We start from the raw sequence: 16323 nt of genomic DNA, 5'->3' as shown, positions 1-16323 counted from the left end.
GTATTTTTTGAGATACTCCTTGCATTGCTTAATCAATATAAGGAGTATTTATGAGATTGCTTATTGCCTTTCTATTGCCTTGGCTAACCTTTTTTACCATTGGCCGCCCCTTTGCAGGCATTATCTGCCTCATCTTACAGATTACGGTTTTAGGCTGGTTGCCCGCTACCATTTGGGCGGTTTACGCCCTGTCTCAATATAAGACCGATCAAAAGATTGCCCAATCGCTGGCCAATAAATAAGCCTTGAATTTGCAAAAAAAGATAAAAATAAACCCGCTTGTAAGCGGGTTTATTGTTTTTAGACAAACTAGAGAATTTCTTTGGCCTTGGCTACTACGTTTTCCACAGTAAAGCCGAAGAGTTTGAAGAGTTCGCCAGCAGGCGCTGATTCACCGAAGGTGTTCATGCCCACAATGCGGCCTTCAAAGCCTACATATTTGTACCAGAAGTCGGAAATACCCGCTTCTACCGCAACACGCTTGGTGACAGCGGCTGGTAACACGGCTTCACGGTAGGCAGCGTCTTGGCGATCAAAGACGTTGGTTGATGGCATAGACACTACACGCACTTTTCTGCCTTCAGCAGTCAGTTGCTCGTAGGCTTTCACTGCTAGTTCCACTTCTGAACCAGTTGCAATGAAGATTAACTCTGGTTGGCCATCGCAATCTTTTAACACATAACCACCACGAGCAACATTAGCAAGTTGTTCTGCATTACGTTCTTGTTGGGCCAGGTTTTGGCGGGTAAAGATAAGGGCTGATGGGCCGTCTTTACGCTCAAGGGCTGCTTTCCAGGCCACGGCAGATTCTACTTGGTCGGCTGGGCGCCAGGTGTCTAAACGTGGGATTAAACGTAATGCTGCGGTTTGTTCCACTGGTTGATGGGTTGGGCCGTCTTCGCCTAGGCCGATGGAATCGTGGGTGTACACGAAGAGAGAGCGTTGTTTCATTAACGCTGCCATCCGCACCGCATTATGGGCATATTCCATAAACATGAGGAAGGTTGCACCGTAAGGAATGAAGCCACCGTGTAGGGCGATACCGTTCATAATAGCCGACATGCCAAACTCACGCACGCCGTAGTTGATATAGTTGCCGTCCACGTTGCTGTTGGCACGGATTGGGCGAGAGCCTGACCATAAGGTTAAGTTTGAGCTGGCTAAGTCTGCTGAGCCGCCTAAGAGTTCTGGCAAGATATGAGCATAGGCTTCAATGGCATTTTGTGAGGCCTTGCGGCTGGCAATATTGGCTGGGTTGGCCTGTAATTGCTCGATAAAGGCTTGGGATTGGGCTTCCCAGTTGGCTGGCAAGTCGCCTGCAGTGCGGCGTTTAAATTCAGCAGCAAGCTCTGGGTAAGCGGCTTCATAAGCGGCAAATTTGGCATTCCACTCTTTTTCCGCCACGGCACCCTTGGCTTTGGCATCCCAAGCGGTGTAAACCTCGGCTGGGATTTCAAATGGGGCGTGTTCCCAGTTAAGGAATTTACGGGCTTCGGCAATTTCGGCATCGCCTAATGGTGCACCGTGGCAGTCGTGGGAATTTTGTTTGTTTGGTGAACCGTAACCGATGATGGTTTTGCAGATGATCAGGGTAGGGCGGTCGCTTTCTGCTTTGGCATTTTCAATGGCAAATTGGATCTGATCAGCATCGTGGCCATCCACATTGCGGATAACCTGCCAGCCGTAGGCTTCAAAGCGGGCTGCTGTGTTGTCGGTGAACCAGCCATCAACGTGTCCATCAATCGAAATGTTGTTATCATCGTAGAAAGCAATGAGTTTGCCTAAACCAAGTGTGCCAGCAAGGGAGCAGGCCTCGTGAGAAACCCCTTCCATCAAGCAGCCATCGCCTAAGAAAGCGTAGGTGTAGTGATCCACAATCTTGTGGCCTTCACGGTTGAATTGGCCTGCCAAGGTTTTTTCAGCAATGGCCATACCTACAGCGTTTACAATGCCTTGACCTAATGGGCCAGTGGTGGTTTCCACGCCTGGGGTGTAGCCGTATTCTGGGTGGCCTGGGGTTTTGGAGTGTAATTGACGGAACTGTTTCAGGTCTTCAATGGAGAGATCGTAGCCTGTGAGATGTAGGAGGCTATAAATAAGCATGGAGCCATGGCCGTTAGACAGCACAAAGCGGTCACGGTTGGCCCATTGTGGGTTGCTTGGGTTGTGGTTTAAGAAATCACGCCAAAGCACTTCGGCGATGTCTGCCATGCCCATTGGCGCACCAGGGTGGCCTGAATTGGCTTTTTGTACTGCATCCATGGCTAAAAAGCGGATGGCATTGGCCAGTTTTTTACGTTCTGTCATGTAAAACTCCTAAAGATAAGAAAGGAAAAAGTCCCCCGATTCTACACTATTTTTGCCCCGAAAACCCAACAATTTCTTCGTAAAAGCGCAGATCGGAAGAGCGAAAAATGAAATAATCATAAGTAATCAAAACAAGCGGTATAAATGGCAAGAGAACCTGCAAATTTCATTGCCTAGGACAGCCTATTTCAGTATGATAGGCTTTCATTTCGTGAGGATTTATGAAAAAATATCGCAAAACCATTCGTTGTATGGCCTACCAAAACGGTGATTTGGCTATTGCAGTTTGCTTAGATCTCTCTTTGGCTGCTCAGGCTAATACCCAGCGAGAAGCAATGGATAAACTGGATGCTCAAATTCAAGATTTTATTGCAGAAGCCAATGCTGAGCCGCAATATGCTTTGCAGCTGCTCAATCGCCCAGCACCACTTTCTTTGTGGATTAAATATTACTGGCTGAAATTTCTTTCTATTGTCAATGGTAATAAGAAAGGGATTGCATTTTTTGAAGAAGATTGCTTTGCCTAATGTTTACCCGAATTAGCCCCTTAACCTACAAGGAAGTTACCACAGCCCTCAAACGCCTAGGCTTTGAAATGAAGCCTAAAACAGGCACCGCTCACGAACAATGGATTAGAGTAGATGAGCGGGGTAAATTTCTTGTCACGGTCGATAAACACATTTCTCCCTTTGATAAGGCCCTGATCAAATCAATGGCTAGACAGGCAGGCTTATCTACCAAGGAATTTTTTAAAGAATGCAAAAAATAGCCTAGATCAGCCCGCTTGTTATCTATTTAGCGTTATAAAAAATCTTGCATATTGACTAATCTCCCACAATTTCGCACACTAGCAACCCAATATTTTCCGACTCCGAGCCTGTTTACCTAAGTCTTACGATAAGAAAGATAAGGTGGCAGAGCCTGTAATAAGTTCGCTTATTCAATGGATTGTTTAGAAATGAACTGTCCACTCGTGTTTAGAAAGGTGTCCAATGCAAACTATCCCGATTAAAAATGTCGGCGATGCCTCCGTTTCCCAGCTTATTGACCGCTTCCAGCGCCAGTATGTTTATTTGCGGCTATCCATTACCGATGTCTGCAACTTTCGTTGCAACTATTGCCTGCCAGACGGCTACCAGCCGCCTGCTCACAAGCAAACCTTCCTCAAGCCAGATGAAATTCAACGCTTGGTGTCCACCTTTGCCAACTTAGGCACAGAAAAGGTGCGGATCACAGGTGGTGAACCCACGCTACGCAAGGACTTCCTGCAAATCGCCCATACCATCGCCCAAACCCCCGGTATTCGCCAGGTGGCCTTGACAACCAACGGCTACCGTATGGAGAAAGATATCGCCCTTTGGCGTGAAGCGGGGATTAGCAATATTAATGTGAGTGTTGATAGCCTAGACCCTCGCCAGTTCCAGCTTATTACTGGGGCGGATAAGTTGCAGTCCATCCTGCGTGGTATTGATAAGGCCTTTGAAATTGGCTACCAGAAAATCAAGGTCAATGCTGTGCTGATGAAGCAGTACACGGCCAAGGGGCTGGACGATTTCCTTAAGTGGATCAAGGACAAGCCCATCCAAATGCGTTTTATTGAGCTGATGGAAACGGGCGAAATGGATAGCTTCTTCCAAACCCAACACCTATCAGGCCAAACCATTATGCAACGCCTGCTTAATGAAGGCTGGGTTCTGCAAGAAAAGGCCCTGTCTGACGGGCCTGCCAAGGTTTTATCGCACCCTGATTATCTGGGTGAAATCGGCCTGATTATGCCCTATGAAAAGAATTTCTGTGCCTCCTGCAACCGCCTAAGGGTATCTGCCCTAGGCAAGTTGCACCTCTGCCTCTTTGGCGAAGAGGGTATCGACCTGCGTGATCTGCTTCAAGAGCCAGGTCAGCACTTCCAGCTTGAAGCCCGCTTGAAAGCAGCCCTACAAGGCAAGCGGGAGCACCACTATCTGCATATCGGCGACAGTGGCGTGCGGAATAATCTGGCCTCGATTGGGGGCTAAAACCGATAAGCTCAAATAGCCTATTGTAGGGACGCATTGCATGCGTCCGCAGGCTTTATCTGAACATAAATATCGCATGGACGCATGCAATGTGTCCCTACAAGCGGTTAAATTTCACTACTTTTTTGCAAAATCATTCTATGAACCAATTTACCCATATAAATACAAACGGCGAAGCCAATATGGTGGATGTCTCCGCCAAACAAGAAACCGTGCGGGAAGCCCGTGCTGAGGCTTTTGTGACAATGAAGCCTGAAACCCTGCAAATGATTATTTCAGGCAACCACCACAAGGGCGATGTTTTTGCCACTGCCCGTATTGCTGGCATTCAGGCCGCAAAACGCACCTGGGAGCTTATTCCTCTTTGCCATCCACTTTTGCTCTCTAAAGTTGAAGTGCAACTGGAAGCCCTGCCTGAAACCAACCAGGTGCGGATCGAATCCCTTTGCAAGCTGACAGGCAAAACAGGGGTAGAAATGGAAGCCCTAACGGCCGCCAGTGTGGCTGCTCTCACTATCTATGATATGTGCAAGGCGGTGCAGAAGGATATGGTGATTGAAAATGTCCGCTTGCTCAGTAAGAGTGGCGGCAAGTCGGGGGATTTTGTTGCACCAACCCCTTAGTTTTGATGGCGCAAGTGTCCACACTTGTGCCTTTATAAACCTTATCTAGCACCAGCGAGGAATGTAATTCGCCCCTACAAAACGAGATAAATCAATGATTAAAATCCTTTTCTTTGCCCAAACCCGAGAACTGGTCGGCACAGACCAGCTTGAGCTTGAGGCCAATTTCGACACCGCTGAAGCTCTCCGCCAGCATTTGGCTGCACAAGGGGGCAAATGGGCCCTGGCCTTGGAAGCGGGCAAACTTTTGGTTGCCATTAACCAAACCATCTCGCCACTGACCTCAGCCATCAAAGATGGCGATGAAGTTGCCTTCTTCCCACCAGTAACAGGGGGCTAAATGCAGCAGACCCTTATTGAAGTACAAGAAGCCCAGTTCGATCAAAACCAGATCTACCGCTGGCTTAGCCAACATCATAGCGTGGGAGCAACTACGCTCTTTATCGGCAAGGTGCGGGAAATGAACCTGGGTGATAGCGTGTCAGGCCTCTATTTGGAGCACTACCCAGCCATGACCAAAAAGGCCCTACAAGAAATCGTGGATGAGGCCCGTAGCCGTTGGGACTTGCAACGGGTGGCGGTTATTCACCGCATTGGCCAGCTCCACTCAGGCGATGAAATTGTCTTAGTCGGCGTGTCGTCTGCCCACCGGGGTGATGCCTATCATGCCAATGAATTTATTATGGACTACCTCAAAACTAAAGCCCCCTTTTGGAAGCGGGAAACCACAAGTGATGGTGAGCGTTGGATTGAGGGACGTGACAGCGATCAAAAAGCCGCGCAAAAATGGTAAGAAGCCTTTGACGAAAGGCCCCAAAAGGGCTAGGATTGAATCGCTAATTTTCAACCCAAGAGGATTTTAAAATGGATAAAAAACAATCGTTTCAAGATATGTTGGACTATGTTCACCTATATCGCTTAAAAAACAAACTGTTGCGTGAAACCGCTGATAACGATAAAAAAATCCGTGATAACCAAAAACGTGTCTTATTGCTCGACAACCTCAACCAATACATCACTGATGATATGAGCATTGAGCAGGTGCGTGCCATTATTGCCAATATGCGTGAGGACTATGAAAGCCGTGTGGACGACTATATGATCCGCAATGCAGAGCTCTCCAAAGAACGCCGCGGCATCCGCCAAAAAATGGCCGAACACGCCCATAAGCAACCGAATCAGAAGTAAGATGAACCTAGCACGAGGGTGCTAGGTTTTGTTTTAAATAAAACAGGCTAATCAATTATATTGTTGCTTTCCACTGATGGCGCCAGCCTCCAGGCTGGTGCTTGGTTTATCAATAGGATATAAGCACCAGCGGGGACGCTGGCGCTATCCTATTTAGAGACATTATTTTGTCAGATTAAATACCCATGCCCCAATCCCAACTCGCCCTTTTCAACCAAATCCAAGCCACCGCCTTCGCCACCTGCGATGTCTTTGAGCTCATCCACAAACGGTCTGATTTCTTAGATAATTTGCTTATGCAGCTCTGGCAAGAAAAGGGCCTTGATCAAAACCCTAACCTAGCCCTGATTGCCGTAGGTGGCTATGGCCGGCGGGAGATGTTTCCCCTGTCGGATTTGGATATTCTCATCCTTTGCCAAGCCCCACTTGATGAGGCGACTCATGCAAAAATCAACCTCATTTTAACCCGCTTGTGGGATGTTAAATTGCAGGTAGGATCCAGTATTCGGACGGTGGAAGAGTGCCTTGAGGTGGGGCGGGCAGAGATTTCGGTGGCGACCAATATGTTTGAGGGGCGGTATTTGGCGGGTAATCGTCCCCTTTGGGAAGATCTGCAAGCCCAGCTCTACCAGCCTGATTTTTGGCCCATTGAGGACTTCTTCCAGGCCAAAATGGCTGAGAAGGCCGAGCGTTATGCCCGCTACCACAACACCAGCTACAACCTTGAGCCCGACCTTAAACACAGCCCAGGCGGCCTGCGGGATCTGCACTTGCTCATGTGGATTATGCTGCGGCACTACGGCATTCATTCCCTGCAAGCTCTCTTTGAGCAGGGGATCTTGTTTGAGGAGGAATATGAGGAGCTTAAGGCGGCAGAGGCAACCCTCTTTAAAATGCGGTTTGGCCTACATTTGCAACTAAAACGCTACGACAACCGCCTGCGTTTTGACCGGCAGTTGCAACTGGCAGAGGATCTGGGCTTTGGTCAAGGCAATCAGGCGGTAGAGGCCATGATGAGGGGCTATTTTCATGCCACCCAGTCCATTTCGCAATTAAGTCAGCTTTTGCTCAATCATTTTGAACAAAATGTTTTAAAAGTGGTAGGGTGGGCATCCTTGCCCACCGATTTAACCGATAATTTTATGGTGGGCAGGGATGCCCACCCTACGGCAGAAGAATCCCTTTTTGAAAGGGGGGAAGAGGTTAGCTATTTTTACCTACAAGATGGCCTGATTTTCTGTCGAGAAAATGATATCTTTCAAAAAGATCCATCTACTATCCTAGATCTCTTTCTCCACTTAACTGCTCAACCCCAAGCCAAGGCCAGCACCCAAACCCTGCGACAGCTACGCTTGGCAGTGCAGCTGTTGGAGCGACCGCTTTGTGATTACCCTCAAGCCCGTGAGCGATTTGTGCTGCTCTTTACCCAGCCCCAAATGGTGGCTCGAGCCATTGTACCCATGCACCAATTAGGTGTGCTGGAGGCCTATTTCCCTGCCTGGCAGGGGATTACTGGCCTGATGCAGTTTGATATGTTCCACCTCTACACGGTGGACGAACACAGCGTGCGGGTTATGCTCAAGCTGGAGAGCTTTTTAGACCCAGCCAACCAGGCCCAGCACCCCTTATGCTGCCAGCTCTTCCCCCAAATTGCTGACCGATCACTGATTTATTTTGCGGCACTTTTACACGATATCGCCAAGGGGCGGGAGGGCGATCACGCCCAAAATGGGGCAGTGGAGATGTATGATTTTGCCAAGCTCCACGGCTTTAATGAGGAGCAGGCCTCTTTTATGGCCTGGCTGGTGGCTGAGCATTTAACCATGTCTATCACCGCCCAGCGGCGGGATATTTTTGACCCCGCTATTGTGGGTGAATTTGCCAATATAGTGGGCGAACCCACCGCTTTAAATGCCCTAACCTGCCTGACCGTAGCCGACATTTGTGCCACCAATGAAACCCTGTGGAACGATTGGAAGCGGTCGCTTTTGGCCCAGCTCCATCAATTTACCCTGGAAAAATTACGGATGGGAGAGAAAAAGGCTCTGGACTATCAGGCACTTGCCACAACCAATCGCTTGCAAGCCAGTGAACACCTCAAGCTGATTTTAAGCTCTAAGCAGTGGCAGGCTGCCCAAGCCTTTTGGGCGACTTGCCCGCCGAGTTATTTTGCCCGTAATAATGCCAAGCAACTAGAATGGCACTTGTTGGGCCTGCTAAAAACAGGCAAACCAAGTGTCTTGGTCGGCAACCAGACCCAGACTGCTACCGAGATCTTTATTCATTGTGCCGATCAGCCCCAGCTCTTTGCCCGAGTTGCCCAGGTGCTTAGCCAGAAGAAGGTCAGCATTCATCATGCCCAAATTATTACCAGTAAAGAGGGCTTGGTTTTTGACAGCTTTATTGTGACCGATCTTAAGGGCAAGCCCCTCAGCCCTGATCGTTGCCAGCAGATCCAACAGGCTCTGCTTAAAACCCTGCAAGACGACAAGGCCAAGACCTTCAAGCCCCATAAAAAACCGATTAAGTATCAAACCTTTAACCGCTCCACCCGAGTGCGTTTCCTCAACCACCACCGGGCCGATCAAACCGCCTTTGAGCTCTTTACCTTAGATCGAGAAGGCCTGCTGGCCCAGGTCAGCTATATCTTTAATGAGCTGGGCCTTAATTTGCTCAACGCCAAAATTTCCACCATTGGCGAGCGGGTGGAGGATTATTTTGTGGTGTCTAATCAAGAAAAAACCGCTTTAACTGACCAGCAGCAAGCGGTTTTAAAAGAAAGGCTTTTAGCAGAGTTCTAATTCAGCACCCAAACACGGCCGTAGTGCTTCATGAGCCCAGCCTTGTGGCCTGCGGCATCGCCGATGCCCTGGTAGAGGTCAAAGTGCTGACCCTTAACGGCGCCACCCACATCCAGGGCAATCATAAGGCGCATTTCGTGTTTACCTGTCCAGTTGCCGTGGTGATCGATAAGAGGCATTTCCACCAAGAGCACGCTGCCAGATGGCACGATGTTGCGGTCAGAGGCTAATGAGGCCAAGGCAATCAGCGGCACGCCAGCAGAGCCTTTTACCTGGCCTGTCGGGTCGTGCTTAAAGAAAACGTAGGACGGATTGCGTTCTAACAAGGCTTGGAAACGGTGCGGGTTACGCTCACCCCATTCACGAATGGCCTGCATAGAGATTTTTTCCCTTGGCACTTCGCCATCTTCCACCAAAAGACGCCCAACACTGGTGTACTGGAAGCCATTTTGGCCGGCATAGGCCAGGTAGTTTAAGCGGCCATCACCAAAATCCACATAGCCACTGCCTTGCACGCCCAGGGCAAAGTTATCAAACATGGACTCGGTATAGGCCAGTTCTAACCCCTGGCCGGCCAAGGCACCGGCGTAGATTTGGGCACGGGTAAAGCGTTTATTGGCCGGCATGGCATAAATAGGCTGGCGGAACTTGCCTTGAGGGGTACGGCGAGCCTTGTAAACTGGGGAATAGTAGCCCGTCATTAGGACGTTTTGATAGCCATCTTCGCCCCGCATTTGGCGGATATGAATGCCGTAGTTAGGCAAATCGTTGATTTTTGCCCCACTGGCAATCCAGCGGCTTAGTTTGCCATAGGTGCCAGCAAAGCGGTTGTTAATGCTGGAGGAATAGGCCCCCACATTGGCCACCTGCTTTAAGAAGTCACTTTGATTGACAATGCGCTGACTGCTGGTTAAAGAGGTGGTTCTGACCAGGGGATACTGCTGGGGAATAAACTGGCGGCCATTGAATTTGGCCCCAAATTGGGCTGATTGTTGGCCCATGGTTGAGCCAGTTTGTGGAGCGTTTGAACTACAACTTGCCACCAAAACGGCAATACCGGCCAATGCGGCGATTTTTTTATATGCTTTCCAAGCCATGTCGATACCTAAAAAAGAGGATGTAAAAAAGGGCGATAGATTAACAAAAAATCGCCAAAAGGAACAGGGGAAATTAAGGCTAAATGCTCATCATTTTGCCCAACAAGCGGTTGATTAATGGGCAAAACTTGCAAAGGGAAGGGTGGTTTATTTTGTAACGACCTGTTCTTTGACCAGATCTAAGGTTTTAGGCTGCTTGCCCATCAGATAATCCACATACATCCCCACTCGGGCAAAAACCTCCCGAATGCGGACACGGTAATGGCCTTCGGGGTATTGGGCGGCATAGCAGATGGCGTCAATTTGGTTGAATTTAGCGATCATTAAGGCCCGTTCGCAGTGAAACTGTTGGCTGACGATAGTAAAGGCCGGGATCTCATAGGTTTTATGTGCCCTGATGATAGAAGCCAGAGTGTCGTAGCCCGCATAATCCTGCTTGATGAGCACATTGGGAATGCCCTTGCGGCGTAGGTCGTTGGTCATTACCCGGGGTTCATTGTAGTAGGGCGTGGCATTGTCACCACTGACTAAAAAATCATCCACCTTGCGGGCCTTGTAAAGGGCGATGGCGGCATCAATGCGGTATTTATAATAGAGATTCGGCGCACGGGAAGGGTAGTACTTGGCCGTGCCCAAGACCACCGCATAGGGGCGGTGGGGGAGCTGCTCAATGTCCGTGTAGATCTTGTCCTTAACCAAGTAGGAAACCGAATAATCCAGGGCAAAAATAGCCAAGAGCCCAGTCAGGCCCAGGCTGGCCAGGCCCTTAACAAGTGGTTTGCAAAAGCGAGAAAGTTGCAATTTTTGCTTAGCGGGTTTTGGATCAGTTTGCTTGGTCATTTTTCCCTAAATTTTTGGTTTCAGAATGGGTGATGTAAAGGGTGGCCGCAATGATAATGGCCGCACCCAGCCAGAGTTTGCCAGGTGGCACCCAGTTAAAGACCAGCCAACCTGCCAGCACGTTAAGGGGCAGCTTGATGAAGTCAAAGGGCTGGATGTAAGAAGCATCAGCTAAATTATAGGCCTTGGCCACAGCCAGTTGGGCCAGGGCGGTTAAGAAGCCCAGTAAGATCAAGAAGCCGAAATCGCTGAAAGAAGGCATACTAAAGCCGCTTGGGCTGAGGTTGGTCAGGGCAATCAACAGGTTAAAAGGCGTAATCAAAATAAAGAGATAGGCCACCATGGTGGTTGGCGAATCGTAAACCGAGAGTTTTTTGACCATAAGCGAGTAGCAGGCCCAGAAGAAGGCGGCAGCCACAGGCAGAAGCACGATCCAATCAAAGTTTTCTGACCAAGGTTCAAGAATAATCATGGCCCCGATAAAACCGAACAGGGTGGCAATCCAACGCTTGCGATCGACCTTTTCCTTGAGCAAGAGGCCTGAACCGATGGTCACAAAAAGCGGCGAGGTCATAAGCAGGGCAATGCCTTGCCAAATCGGAATAGGATAGGCCAAGGCCATGGTCCAGCATTGAATACCAATGGCAGACAGGAAAACCCGCAGGCAGTGCCAGCCAAAGTGCTGGGTTTTTAGCGAACTTAAAAAGCCCGCATTATTCATGCTAGGCACAAGAAAGATAAAGGCGACCAAATACTGCACCAGGGCAACCACGCTAGAATCAATGCTTGAAACAGAGGTTAGCTTGGGAATGAGGGTATTTACGCAGGCAAAGAGAAAGCCTGCGGTGATAATGGCAATAGCGCCTTTAACGGGTTGGTGGTTTGGCATAGGTCGTTTCAGAGTAAAAATAAAGGCTAAGTATAGCTAACTATGCGAAATTCGCAACTCAAATAGAATGCTAGACGTTTAGATGGCTAAAATTTCTTGACAAAGTTTAAGGTGCTGGTTACCTTATGCGCCATAACAAGCGGTTAGAAAATGCAGGAAATTTGCAAGGATTCTCATGGCAGAACAGATTAGTCTTTTTACACAAAGCCCTCTTGAGTTGGTCTCGGGGGGCTTGCTTTCGCCTGTGGAGGTGGCCTATCAAACCTATGGCAGCCTCAATGCGGATAAGAGCAATGCCGTGCTCTTGTGCCATGCCTTAACAGGCGATGCCGAACCCTATTTTGCCTCGGGCGACAAGGGCTGGTGGCAGGATTTTATCGGGCCAGGCCAGGCCTTTGATACCAACCGCTATTTTTTTATCTGCTCTAATGTGCTGGGCGGCTGCAAGGGCAGCACAGGCCCGGCTTCACTCAATCCGCAAACAGGCAAGCCCTATGGCAGCCGCTTTCCGATTATTACCGTACAAGACATTGTCAAGGTGCAAAAGGCCTTGGTCGAGGCCTTGGGCATTGAGCGTTTGCATGCGGTGGCAGGAGGCTCTTTTGGCGGTATGCAGGCCACCCAGTGGGGGATTTCTTATCCTGATTGCGTGGGTCGTATCATCAATCTTTGTTCTTCCCTGACCTTCAGTGCCGAGGCCATCGGCTTTAACCATGTGATGCGCCAGGCCATTATTAACGATCCTCATTTCAATGGCGGCGATTATTACGAGAGCCAGCCTCCGCATGATGGCTTGAAAATCGCCCGTATGCTGGGTATGCTGACCTACCGAACCGATCTGCAACTGGCCAAGGCCTTTGGGCGGGAAACCAAGCAGCAAAGCGAAATTTGGGGCGATCATTTCCAGGTGGAATCCTACCTCAGCTATCAGGGCAAGAAGTTCCTCGACCGCTTTGATGCCAATTCCTATCTTCATCTCTTGCGAGCCCTAGATCGCTACGATCCTGCCCTGGGCTATGCCAATGAACAGGCCGCACTTGAACGGATTAAGGCTCGTTATACCTTGGTGGCTGTCACCAGCGATCAGCTCTTTAAGCAGGTGGATATTCATAAGAGTGTGCAAAAGCTGGAACAAGCAGGCGTGGAGGTGGATTACCACGAATTTAATTCTATTTTCGGCCACGATTCCTTCTTGGTGGACTATGATTTCTTTGAGCCGATGATAAGACGTGGGTTAGAATAGGCCAGATTTCCCCCACAAGCGGGAGATTTTCAGACAAAATTTACAAATTTTAGGAGCATAACATGCAAAAACTACTCTTTATCTTTAACGAATCGCCTTATGGCACCGAAAAAATGTTCAACGGCCTACGCTTGGCGGTCAATCTGCAAGAGGAATATGGTAAGGACGTGGACATTAAGATTTTCTGCTTTTCGGATTCCGTCTTGGCAGGCCTGGCCGGCCAGAACCCCAACGAAGGGGCCAATGTGCAGCAGGTTTTAGAAATCTTAACTGCCCAAGGGGCAGAAGTGAAACTCTGCACCAGCTGTACCAAGGCGCGCGGCATTACCGAGCTGCCACTGGCCCAAGGTGTGGGATTGGGAACGCTGGATGATGTAGCAGCCTGGACCCTTTGGGCGGATAAGGTGGTGAATTTTTAGACATTTAAAAGGATGGCGCCAGCCTCTAGGCTGGTGCCTCTTTATATTGAAGACGGCACAAGCGAGGACACTTGCGCCATCACGGTCAGATAATAAAGTATTTTTTATTCCATTTAGGCATAAAAAATACCATCCTGTCCATTGACACAGCAATCTAGACGTCTAAAATACCGCCTTAATTTTCGATCAATTTCATTGGAAGCAACCTATTATGATTAAGCTGAAACAGATCAGCAAGCAATTTGAAGTCAAGGGTAAGAAGATTACCGCCCTTGATAATGTGAACCTGGAAGTGCCCAAGGGCACGATTTACGGGGTGATTGGTGCCTCTGGAGCAGGCAAGAGTACCCTTATCCGCTGCGTAAACCTGCTTGAACGCCCAACCATGGGCCAGGTGATTGTGGACGGCACCGATTTAACCACCCTAAAAGAGGCCGATCTGGTCAAGGCTCGCCGCCATATTGGCATGATCTTCCAGCACTTTAACCTGCTTTCCTCCCGTACTGTCTTTGAAAACGTGGCATTGCCTTTAGAGTTAGATGGGGCAGACAAGGCCAAGATCGAGCAGAAGGTGTCCAGCCTCTTAGACTTGGTAGGACTCTCTGACAAGCGTGATGTTTACCCGAGCAACCTCTCAGGCGGCCAGAAGCAGCGTGTAGCCATTGCCCGTGCCTTGGCCAACGATCCACAGGTGCTTTTATGTGATGAAGCCACCAGTGCGCTCGATCCGGCCACCACCCAATCCATCCTCCAATTACTCAAGGAAATCAACCAGCGTTTGGGCTTGACCATCCTGCTCATTACCCACGAAATGGACGTGGTTAAACGCATCTGCGACCGTGTGGCCGTGATTGAACGTGGCCAGTTGGTGGAAAGCGGATCGGTGAGCGAGATTTTCTCCAACCCGAAAACCGAATTGGCCCAGCGCTTTATTCAGTCCACCTTCCACTTTGAGTTGCCTGCGGAATACACTAACCAGCTCCTGCAAGCCCCAACTCCAACCAGTAAACCCATTATTAAGTTTGAGTTTACCGGCCGCTCGGTGGATGCACCTTTGCTTTCCCATGCCTCTAAAAAATTCGGCATTGATTTCAGTATTTTGATGTCGCAAATCGACTATGCAGGCGGGGTTAAGTTTGGCTTTGTGATTGCAGAAATGGAGGGCGATGCCGATGCCATTGCCGAAACAAAATTCTATTTAATTGATAATAATGTAAAAGTTGAGGTTTTAGGCTATGTGGAATGATTTTTTAAGCGAATTAACCCCAAGAATGTGGGAAATGGTGGCCATTTCCACGCTTGAAACCATCTATATGGGCCTGGCTGCTACCCTGATTTCCATCATTGTTGGCCTGCCAATTGGCCTGCTGGCCTTCTTAACGGGCAAGGGCGAGATCTTGGAAAACCAAGGCTTGCACCGTGTGTTGGATGTGTTCATCAACATCGGCCGTTCAGTACCCTTTATTATCTTGTTGGTTATTCTCCTGCCTTTCACTCGTTTACTGGTGGGCACGACCCTGGGCACCACAGCGGCCATTATTCCGCTTAGCGTGTCGGCCATTCCCTTCTTTGCCCGCTTGACTTCTAATGCACTTTTGGAAATTCCATCAGGCTTAACAGAAGCGGCTAAATCCATGGGGGCCACTAACTGGCAGGTGGTCAGCAAGTTCTACTTGCCAGAATCTTTACCGATTCTCATCAATGGCATTACCCTGACTCTGGTTTCGCTTATCGGCTATTCCGCCATGGCGGGTGTGGTCGGCGGCGGTGGCTTGGGTAACCTGGCCATCAGCTACGGTGAGCACCGCAATATGGTCTACGTCAAATGGATTGCCACCATCATTATTGTTCTGATTGTAATGGTCAGCCAAAAAGTGGGCGACAAACTGGCCCAGCGCTTTGACCATCGATAAACCCACAAGCGGTGGGAAATTTGTGAAAATCTGCAAATTCTCAACCGCTTGTATTGCTAAAAAACACAACTCTTGGAGGAATCCTATGAAACTATCTAATCTATTCAAACTATCCCTTGTGGCGTCCACCCTGGCTTTGGCCGGCCAAGCCTATGCCGAAAGCATTAAGGTGGGCGTGATGTCAGGCCCTGAACATACGGTAGCCGAGCGTGCAGCCGAAGTGGCCAAGGAAAAATATGGCCTGGATGTGGAGTTCGTTTTGTTTAACGACTACGCCCTGCCAAATACAGCCGTGTCTAAGGGCGACCTTGATCTGAACGCCATGCAGCACAAACCTTATTTGGATAAGGATTCTTCCTCTAAAAAATTAAACAACCTGGTCATTGTGGGCAATACCTTTGTTTATCCGCTTGCAGGTTATTCTAAGAAGATCAAAAACATCAGCGAATTGGCAGACGGTGCAACCATTGCTGTACCGAACGACCCAAGCAACCTAGCCCGTGCCTTAATCTTGCTTGAAAAACAAGGCCTGATCAAACTTAAAGACAACACCAACCTCTTCTCGACTTCTTTAGACATCATTGAGAACCCGAAAAAACTCAAGATCCGTGAAGTGGACACCTCAGTTGCCGCCCGTGCCTTGGACGATGTGGATTTAGCGGTGGTAAACAACACCTACGCAGGCCAAGTGGGCCTTAACACCCAAGATCACGGTGTGTTTGTTGAGTCTAAAGACTCCCCTTATGTAAACATCATCGTGGCCCGCAAGGACAACCAAGACAGCAAGGCTGTACAGGACTTCGTGAAAGCCTACCAAACTGAAGAAGTTTACCAAGAAGCCCAAAAACACTTTAAAGACGGTGTGGTAAAGGGCTGGTAAATTCCCCCCTTTCAAACGATAGCGCCAGCCTCCAGGCTGGTGCTGATAGAACGAGGCACCAGCCTGGAGGCTGGCGCCATCAATAATTTAGTATTTACTTAAGGAACC

At 49.1% G+C, this 16323-nt stretch carries 18 protein-coding genes and 1 other annotated feature; of the genes, 14 read left to right on the top strand and 4 right to left on the bottom strand.

Annotation, left to right across the window (positions count from 1 at the left end; all coding sequences use genetic code 11):
- Window positions 1-50 precede the first annotated feature (50 nt).
- Window positions 51-242, top strand: a complete 192-nt coding sequence (locus tag A4G20_07110; GenBank protein ID QIW16117.1) for a proteolipid membrane potential modulator — start codon at window positions 51-53, stop codon at window positions 240-242.
- Between the two features lie 67 nt (window positions 243-309).
- On the opposite strand, the gene A4G20_07105 is transcribed toward A4G20_07110, so the two are convergent.
- Complete coding sequence (locus tag A4G20_07105; GenBank protein QIW16116.1) at window positions 310-2307, bottom strand: transketolase; 1998 nt, start codon at window positions 2305-2307, stop codon at window positions 310-312.
- A 221-nt stretch (window positions 2308-2528) separates the two neighbouring features.
- Here A4G20_07105 and A4G20_07100 point away from each other — a divergent pair, with 221 nt between their 5' ends.
- The 8 genes from A4G20_07100 (at window position 2529) to A4G20_07065 (ending at window position 8934) form a co-directional block, all read left to right on the top strand.
- The gene (locus tag A4G20_07100; protein QIW16115.1) at window positions 2529-2834 is read left to right on the top strand and encodes a DUF1902 domain-containing protein; all 306 of its coding nucleotides are present in this window, start codon (window positions 2529-2531) and stop codon (window positions 2832-2834) included.
- Complete coding sequence (locus tag A4G20_07095) at window positions 2834-3076, top strand: hypothetical protein (GenBank protein ID QIW16114.1); 243 nt, start codon at window positions 2834-2836, stop codon at window positions 3074-3076. Before A4G20_07100 ends, A4G20_07095 begins: the two co-directional genes overlap by 1 nt.
- Before the next feature lie 88 nt (window positions 3077-3164).
- Window positions 3165-3311 (top strand) — a binding site (molybdenum cofactor riboswitch).
- The gene (moaA, locus tag A4G20_07090; GenBank protein QIW16113.1) at window positions 3300-4322 is read left to right on the top strand and encodes a cyclic pyranopterin phosphate synthase; all 1023 of its coding nucleotides are present in this window, start codon (window positions 3300-3302) and stop codon (window positions 4320-4322) included. (Overlaps the previous feature by 12 nt.)
- Window positions 4323-4462: 140 nt before the next feature.
- Window positions 4463-4945, top strand: a complete 483-nt coding sequence (locus tag A4G20_07085) for a molybdenum cofactor biosynthesis protein C (GenBank protein QIW16112.1) — start codon at window positions 4463-4465, stop codon at window positions 4943-4945.
- A 94-nt stretch (window positions 4946-5039) separates the two neighbouring features.
- Complete coding sequence (locus A4G20_07080) at window positions 5040-5285, top strand: molybdopterin synthase sulfur carrier subunit (GenBank protein QIW16111.1); 246 nt, start codon at window positions 5040-5042, stop codon at window positions 5283-5285.
- Window positions 5286-5738, top strand: coding sequence for a molybdenum cofactor biosynthesis protein MoaE (gene moaE, locus A4G20_07075; protein ID QIW16110.1), 453 nt, complete (start codon window positions 5286-5288; stop codon window positions 5736-5738).
- A 71-nt stretch (window positions 5739-5809) separates the two neighbouring features.
- Window positions 5810-6133: a hypothetical protein gene (locus A4G20_07070; protein ID QIW16109.1), complete on the top strand. Its 324-nt coding sequence runs from the start codon at window positions 5810-5812 to the stop codon at window positions 6131-6133.
- A gap of 185 nt (window positions 6134-6318) precedes the next feature.
- A complete protein-coding gene (locus A4G20_07065; protein ID QIW16108.1) occupies window positions 6319-8934 on the top strand; it encodes a protein-P-II uridylyltransferase in 2616 nt (871 codons plus the stop codon).
- On the opposite strand, the gene A4G20_07060 is transcribed toward A4G20_07065, so the two are convergent.
- The 3 genes from A4G20_07060 to A4G20_07050 form a co-directional block, all read right to left on the bottom strand.
- A complete protein-coding gene (locus tag A4G20_07060; GenBank protein ID QIW16107.1) occupies window positions 8931-10031 on the bottom strand; it encodes a murein transglycosylase A in 1101 nt (366 codons plus the stop codon). The genes A4G20_07065 and A4G20_07060 overlap by 4 nt on opposite strands.
- Window positions 10032-10178: 147 nt before the next feature.
- On the bottom strand, window positions 10179-10871 hold the full coding sequence (locus A4G20_07055) for a hypothetical protein (GenBank protein QIW16106.1): 693 nt from the start codon (window positions 10869-10871) through the stop codon (window positions 10179-10181).
- On the bottom strand, window positions 10855-11760 hold the full coding sequence (locus A4G20_07050; GenBank protein QIW16105.1) for a hypothetical protein: 906 nt from the start codon (window positions 11758-11760) through the stop codon (window positions 10855-10857). The genes A4G20_07055 and A4G20_07050 overlap by 17 nt, the downstream gene beginning before the upstream one ends.
- Window positions 11761-11935: 175 nt before the next feature.
- Between A4G20_07050 and A4G20_07045 the strand changes: the two genes are divergently transcribed.
- The 5 genes from A4G20_07045 to metQ all read left to right on the top strand — a co-directional run bounded on the left by A4G20_07045 (window position 11936) and on the right by metQ (window position 16215).
- On the top strand, window positions 11936-13003 hold the full coding sequence (locus tag A4G20_07045; GenBank protein ID QIW16104.1) for a homoserine O-acetyltransferase: 1068 nt from the start codon (window positions 11936-11938) through the stop codon (window positions 13001-13003).
- A 62-nt stretch (window positions 13004-13065) separates the two neighbouring features.
- Window positions 13066-13422: a hypothetical protein gene (locus A4G20_07040; GenBank protein ID QIW16103.1), complete on the top strand. Its 357-nt coding sequence runs from the start codon at window positions 13066-13068 to the stop codon at window positions 13420-13422.
- A 211-nt stretch (window positions 13423-13633) separates the two neighbouring features.
- Window positions 13634-14668, top strand: coding sequence for a D-methionine ABC transporter, ATP-binding protein (locus A4G20_07035; protein QIW16102.1), 1035 nt, complete (start codon window positions 13634-13636; stop codon window positions 14666-14668).
- Window positions 14658-15335 carry a methionine ABC transporter permease gene (locus A4G20_07030; protein QIW16101.1) on the top strand — a complete coding sequence of 226 codons (678 nt, stop codon included), beginning with the start codon at window positions 14658-14660 and terminating at the stop codon, window positions 15333-15335. Before A4G20_07035 ends, A4G20_07030 begins: the two co-directional genes overlap by 11 nt.
- 85 nt (window positions 15336-15420) lie before the next feature.
- Window positions 15421-16215: a DL-methionine transporter substrate-binding subunit gene (gene metQ, locus A4G20_07025; GenBank protein ID QIW16100.1), complete on the top strand. Its 795-nt coding sequence runs from the start codon at window positions 15421-15423 to the stop codon at window positions 16213-16215.
- Window positions 16216-16323 lie beyond the last annotated feature (108 nt).

The organism is Pasteurellaceae bacterium RH1A, assembly GCA_012221805.1.
In the GTDB taxonomy this organism is placed as follows: domain Bacteria; phylum Pseudomonadota; class Gammaproteobacteria; order Enterobacterales; family Pasteurellaceae; genus RH1A.
This window is presented reverse-complemented; position numbering and strand designations above follow the sequence as displayed.

What these genes read in the sequence shown, in the direction of transcription:
- A4G20_07110 (QIW16117.1), top strand. Translation starts at nt 51, where the DNA reads ATGAGATTGCTTATTGCCTTTCTATTGCCTTGGCTAACCTTTTTTACC.
- A4G20_07105 (QIW16116.1), bottom strand. Translation starts at nt 2,307, where the DNA reads ATGACAGAACGTAAAAAACTGGCCAATGCCATCCGCTTTTTAGCCATG.
- A4G20_07100 (QIW16115.1), top strand. Translation starts at nt 2,529, where the DNA reads ATGAAAAAATATCGCAAAACCATTCGTTGTATGGCCTACCAAAACGGT.
- A4G20_07095 (QIW16114.1), top strand. Translation starts at nt 2,834, where the DNA reads ATGTTTACCCGAATTAGCCCCTTAACCTACAAGGAAGTTACCACAGCC.
- moaA (QIW16113.1), top strand. Translation starts at nt 3,300, where the DNA reads ATGCAAACTATCCCGATTAAAAATGTCGGCGATGCCTCCGTTTCCCAG.
- A4G20_07085 (QIW16112.1), top strand. Translation starts at nt 4,463, where the DNA reads ATGAACCAATTTACCCATATAAATACAAACGGCGAAGCCAATATGGTG.
- A4G20_07080 (QIW16111.1), top strand. Translation starts at nt 5,040, where the DNA reads ATGATTAAAATCCTTTTCTTTGCCCAAACCCGAGAACTGGTCGGCACA.
- moaE (QIW16110.1), top strand. Translation starts at nt 5,286, where the DNA reads ATGCAGCAGACCCTTATTGAAGTACAAGAAGCCCAGTTCGATCAAAAC.
- A4G20_07070 (QIW16109.1), top strand. Translation starts at nt 5,810, where the DNA reads ATGGATAAAAAACAATCGTTTCAAGATATGTTGGACTATGTTCACCTA.
- A4G20_07065 (QIW16108.1), top strand. Translation starts at nt 6,319, where the DNA reads ATGCCCCAATCCCAACTCGCCCTTTTCAACCAAATCCAAGCCACCGCC.
- A4G20_07060 (QIW16107.1), bottom strand. Translation starts at nt 10,031, where the DNA reads ATGGCTTGGAAAGCATATAAAAAAATCGCCGCATTGGCCGGTATTGCC.
- A4G20_07055 (QIW16106.1), bottom strand. Translation starts at nt 10,871, where the DNA reads ATGACCAAGCAAACTGATCCAAAACCCGCTAAGCAAAAATTGCAACTT.
- A4G20_07050 (QIW16105.1), bottom strand. Translation starts at nt 11,760, where the DNA reads ATGCCAAACCACCAACCCGTTAAAGGCGCTATTGCCATTATCACCGCA.
- A4G20_07045 (QIW16104.1), top strand. Translation starts at nt 11,936, where the DNA reads ATGGCAGAACAGATTAGTCTTTTTACACAAAGCCCTCTTGAGTTGGTC.
- A4G20_07040 (QIW16103.1), top strand. Translation starts at nt 13,066, where the DNA reads ATGCAAAAACTACTCTTTATCTTTAACGAATCGCCTTATGGCACCGAA.
- A4G20_07035 (QIW16102.1), top strand. Translation starts at nt 13,634, where the DNA reads ATGATTAAGCTGAAACAGATCAGCAAGCAATTTGAAGTCAAGGGTAAG.
- A4G20_07030 (QIW16101.1), top strand. Translation starts at nt 14,658, where the DNA reads ATGTGGAATGATTTTTTAAGCGAATTAACCCCAAGAATGTGGGAAATG.
- metQ (QIW16100.1), top strand. Translation starts at nt 15,421, where the DNA reads ATGAAACTATCTAATCTATTCAAACTATCCCTTGTGGCGTCCACCCTG.